Origin of the sequence: Mesorhizobium alhagi CCNWXJ12-2, assembly GCF_000236565.1 — a bacterium.
GTDB classification, from domain to species: domain Bacteria; phylum Pseudomonadota; class Alphaproteobacteria; order Rhizobiales; family Rhizobiaceae; genus Allomesorhizobium; species Allomesorhizobium alhagi.
In genome coordinates this window covers 1-3,810 of record NZ_AHAM01000070.1, presented here as the reverse complement: position 1 = coordinate 3,810, position 3,810 = coordinate 1, and the positions used below count along the sequence as shown (strand labels likewise).

7 protein-coding genes are annotated in these 3,810 nt (G+C 60.7%); 2 read left to right on the top strand and 5 right to left on the bottom strand.

Annotated features, from left to right (window positions below):
* Nucleotides 1–484: methylated-DNA--[protein]-cysteine S-methyltransferase (locus tag MAXJ12_RS09865; protein WP_008835684.1), on the top strand; the 484-nt coding region annotated here is incomplete at its 5' end.
* Here the strand turns inward: MAXJ12_RS09865 and MAXJ12_RS09860 are convergent.
* The 3 genes from MAXJ12_RS09860 to MAXJ12_RS09850 form a co-directional block, all read right to left on the bottom strand.
* Nucleotides 481–804: a hypothetical protein gene (locus MAXJ12_RS09860; protein WP_008835683.1), complete on the bottom strand. Its 324-nt coding sequence runs from the start codon at nt 802–804 to the stop codon at nt 481–483. The genes MAXJ12_RS09865 and MAXJ12_RS09860 overlap by 4 nt on opposite strands.
* 74 nt (nt 805–878) lie before the next feature.
* Nucleotides 879–1,184, bottom strand: a complete 306-nt coding sequence (locus MAXJ12_RS09855; RefSeq protein WP_008835682.1) for a hypothetical protein — start codon at nt 1,182–1,184, stop codon at nt 879–881.
* Between the two features lie 117 nt (nt 1,185–1,301).
* Nucleotides 1,302–1,607 (bottom strand): hypothetical protein, encoded by a 306-nt coding sequence (locus tag MAXJ12_RS09850; protein ID WP_008835681.1) that lies wholly within the window; start codon nt 1,605–1,607, stop codon nt 1,302–1,304.
* A 289-nt stretch (nt 1,608–1,896) separates the two neighbouring features.
* On the opposite strand from MAXJ12_RS09850, the gene MAXJ12_RS09845 reads away from it, so the two are divergent.
* A complete protein-coding gene (locus MAXJ12_RS09845) occupies nt 1,897–2,109 on the top strand; it encodes a cold-shock protein (protein ID WP_008835680.1) in 213 nt (70 codons plus the stop codon).
* A gap of 366 nt (nt 2,110–2,475) precedes the next feature.
* Here MAXJ12_RS09845 and MAXJ12_RS36645 read toward each other — a convergent pair whose 3' ends face one another.
* Both MAXJ12_RS36645 and MAXJ12_RS09840 read right to left on the bottom strand, forming a co-directional pair.
* Nucleotides 2,476–2,925: a hypothetical protein gene (locus tag MAXJ12_RS36645; protein WP_139043848.1), complete on the bottom strand. Its 450-nt coding sequence runs from the start codon at nt 2,923–2,925 to the stop codon at nt 2,476–2,478.
* A gap of 138 nt (nt 2,926–3,063) precedes the next feature.
* Nucleotides 3,064–3,675: a glutathione S-transferase family protein gene (locus MAXJ12_RS09840; RefSeq protein WP_008835679.1), complete on the bottom strand. Its 612-nt coding sequence runs from the start codon at nt 3,673–3,675 to the stop codon at nt 3,064–3,066.
* Between the last annotated feature and the right edge of the window lie 135 nt (nt 3,676–3,810).

The window sequence follows — 3,810 nt, the reverse complement described above, 5'->3', positions numbered from 1 at the left end:
CGAGCGCAGCGAGGCCGCCACCGAACGGCGGCTGCTCGCCGCGATTGCTTCGGATTCAGGGCCCGCCCCGCGGCGCGCCGCGGGCGACCCGCCGGCTCCAATAGCCGCGCTCATCGAGGCCTTGCTGCGCTACGCAGCCGGCGAGCCGGTCGACTTCAGCGATGTTCCCGTCGACCTCGCCGGCATCGATCCTTTCCGCCGCGCCATCTACGATGCGGCGCGAAAGCTCGGCTTCGGCGACACCACCACCTATGGCGGCCTCGCCGCCGCGGCCGGCCATGCCGGGTTGGCGCGCGAAACCGGCCAGGCGCTCGGCCGCAATCCGGTCCCGGTCGTCATTCCCTGCCATCGCATAGTCGCTGCAGGCGGCAAACTCGGCGGGTTCTCGGCGCCAGGCGGCGCGACGACCAAGGAGCGACTGCTCGCCATGGAAGGTGTGCGGGTCGGCCCTCCGCCGCCGGCGCAGGTTTCATTCGGGTTTTAGCGCCGCCGCCTGAAGATAAAGAAATCGTCCGGATCGACTATGATGCATTCACGCACCAGACAGGATTTCGTGTCGGCCGCCGGCACGAATGCGGTTTCCGCAACCTCGTTGTGGTTGCAGTAGCGGCGGTCGCTCACGTAGCGGCCATAGAGTTGAAGGCTGGGGTTGCGCGTCGAGCGATAGCGCAGGATGGCGGCGCCCTCGCCGCGCACTCTCGCCTGCACCTCCGCGCAGGACATGCTGGTGGAATTATAGCGCGAAATCGCCTGCGCCTCGGCGGCTACGAGCGATATGCAGAGGGCAAGCAGCAGTGACTTCATGGCGAATCCTCCTTTCGAGGACGAACACGTGCCTGGCCGTACCGGTTGCAATCAACCGCCCAGATTATCATGTTTCAGCGGCCTTCGGGCAAATCTATCGTCACGCATTTGCGCACGAGGCAGGATCTTGCGTCGCGTGCCGGAACGAAAGTCGTCTCGGCGACCTCCTCCATCTGGCAGAACCGCCGGTTGGCGACGAAGCGGCCGTAGAGCGGCAGGCTGGGATCGCGCGTAGAGCGCCATTGCAGGATCGCCGCGCCTTCGCTCTGCAGCGCGGCCTTGATCTCGGCGCAGCGCATGCTGGTGGAAGTGTAGCGCGATATCGCATGCGCCCCAGTGGCGACCAGCGCCAGACATAGGGCAATCGACGCGACTCTCATCGTGACCTCCTTTGCCTCGACTTGTCTCAGGTATCAGCGGTCGGGCAGGACCACGGTAACGCATTTCACATAGGCCCAATTTCCCGTAGCGCCGCGGAACGCTACGCGCTCGATCATCTAGCGATTTCCGCGATTCCTGAAAACTCTCGCGCACCGGTGAACCGGACAGGATGCGTCGGCAGCCGGTACGTAAGCAATCTCGGCGATCTCCTCCATCTGGCAGTATCGCCGGTTGGCGACATAGCGGCCATAGAGCGGCAGGCTGGGATCGCGCGTCGAGCGCCATTGCAGGATTGCCGCGCCCTCGCTCTGCACAGCCGCCTGGATAGCGGCGCAGTTCATGTTTGTGGTCGTGTAGCGCGATATCGCGTGCGCCTCGACGGCGAGCAGTGAAAGGCAAAGGGCAATCGACGCGGCTTTCATGATGGGCCTCCGGTGAGTGCGTGCAGCTGCGGCAATCAAGCCCGGTTTGTTTGCAGCCGCCTAGCCTTGCCAGTAATGGTTGCGATCACAAGCCGGTGATCGTTCGTTCGCTCAACCTCTTGTATTCGTCCGCGCTATCCTCTATATGAGCCTCGTTGATATTTTCGGCCGATCGATCTAGTAGTCCCGCGATTTTTTCGCGTTTGCTGACGTCCCCCAAAATCTCGATAAAGCGGCCAAGTGGCTATCGCTTGGTCAAACAACGTTGCAAACGTAAGGAAACACAGAAATGGCAACTGGTACCGTAAAGTGGTTCAATGGAACCAAGGGTTTCGGCTTCATCCAGCCCGACAATGGCGGCGCGGACGTTTTCGTCCACATCTCCGCTGTCGAACGCGCTGGCATGTCGAACCTCGTTGAAGGTCAGAAGATCAACTTCGAGATCGAGCAGGACCGCCGCACCGGCAAGTCCTCGGCCGGCAGCCTCAGCAAGGCAGGCTGATTTAACTGGCGCGCCTGGACGAAAGTCCGGAGCGCTCAGCAAGTCACGGATGTACTGGCGGCTGCGCGACAAGCGCGCCGGAGCAGGTCGACCGGAGACCGGGGCAGCAGATTGCTGCAGGCTTCGCGAGACTGGCTCCAGATCAGTCTGACTGGCAGCGGAAGGCGGGGTAATTCCCCGCCTTTTTGTTGTCTGGAGATAGGCTCAGCCAATTCTGGCTTCGGTGACAACCGCCACCGAGCCGCTGCAATTGTTTTCCAACAAATCCGCAACGATTGGAAAGCTGACACGATGGGGTTCGCACCAATGAGTAGTGCTGTTCCCTTAAGGCGACAGCTCCAGAGCTTTCGGTCGTCGTCTTTTACTTTAACCGGCTGCCAGACCACTTTTGCCAGTGACCCGCACATTGCGTGGGTCCCACCAGAGTGTCATGACATGTAACTGATCACTTTTCGTGCCAATCACGAAGTGACGCCAGTCGCCGATCGAGAGGCCACCATTGCGTTCGACCACGCGCATGATCCAGCGCGAATTGTGGACGAGTTGGAATGGCCACGTTGCGGTTCCATCCACCAACTCTGGAAGGGATGGTTTATGCACTAGCCAGGGGTCCGAAAACTCATTGTAGACTTTGAAGGCATGCATGCCATCAAACTCGATATGGACCGAATCAATCGGTTGATCGGCATAGTACCAACAACTGACTGAGACACCGGACGGCCGGTATATCAGTTCGAAGCCTGATAACGATGCCTCGGGCAAGCCCTCGACCGGATCCCAACGATGATAAGTTTCGGGCACGTCAAGAAGTGTCATGCTGTCACTATCGGGACCTTTATGGGCATCTGCAATGGGACCGAATACAGTCCTTGGTGATGGCCGCTGCTACGGAATGCGTGCCGAAAAATAAATAGCTTTCGCCGACGTAACCGCTGCTTCGCCGGAACCTGGTCACTAAGGCAGCCATTCCTCCGGCACATGCCCCGGATCCGCCCTCACCCGTTCGAGCCAGGCCGAGACCGCCGGATAGGCGCCGAGGTCGAACCCTCCCTTGTCGGCGTCATGCGTGTAGGCGTAGAGCGCGATGTCGGCGATGCTCATCTCGTCGCCTGCAAAAAACGGCGTCTTCGACAATTGCTTTTCCATGATGCCGAGCGCCTTGTTGCCGCGCGTCAGCGTCAGTTCGAGCCGCTCCGGCGTAGCGTCCTTGGCGCGCTCGGGAAAGGTCAGGATCGCCTTGCGCACCGCGATATAGGGCTCGTGGCTGTATTGCTCGAAAAACAGCCACTGATAGGCGAGGCCGCGGCAGTAGCGATCTGCGGGCAGGAAGCGGGTGCCCTCGGCGAGATAGATCAGGATGGCGTTGGATTCTGCGAGCAGCCTTCCATCGTCCAGTTCGAGCAGCGGCACCATGCCGTTCGGGTTCTTCGCCAGATATTCGGGCGCGCGCGTCGCCCCGTCATGCGAGCTGACCTCGACATGGGTGAATGGCTGGCCGAGCTGGGCCATCAGGAGCCGCGGCTTGTAGCAATTGCCGCTGTCGATCATTCCATAGATTGTGGTCATGTGCATCCGGCTCCCTTGGCGTGTGAAGCCAATCTATCGCGTCGAGCGCAACAACCATCCAGTCATTTGTTTTGGCGCGACCATCAACGCTTGTGATGGTTCCTGCCGAGAGTGACGATCTTGCCTCCCCGGCGA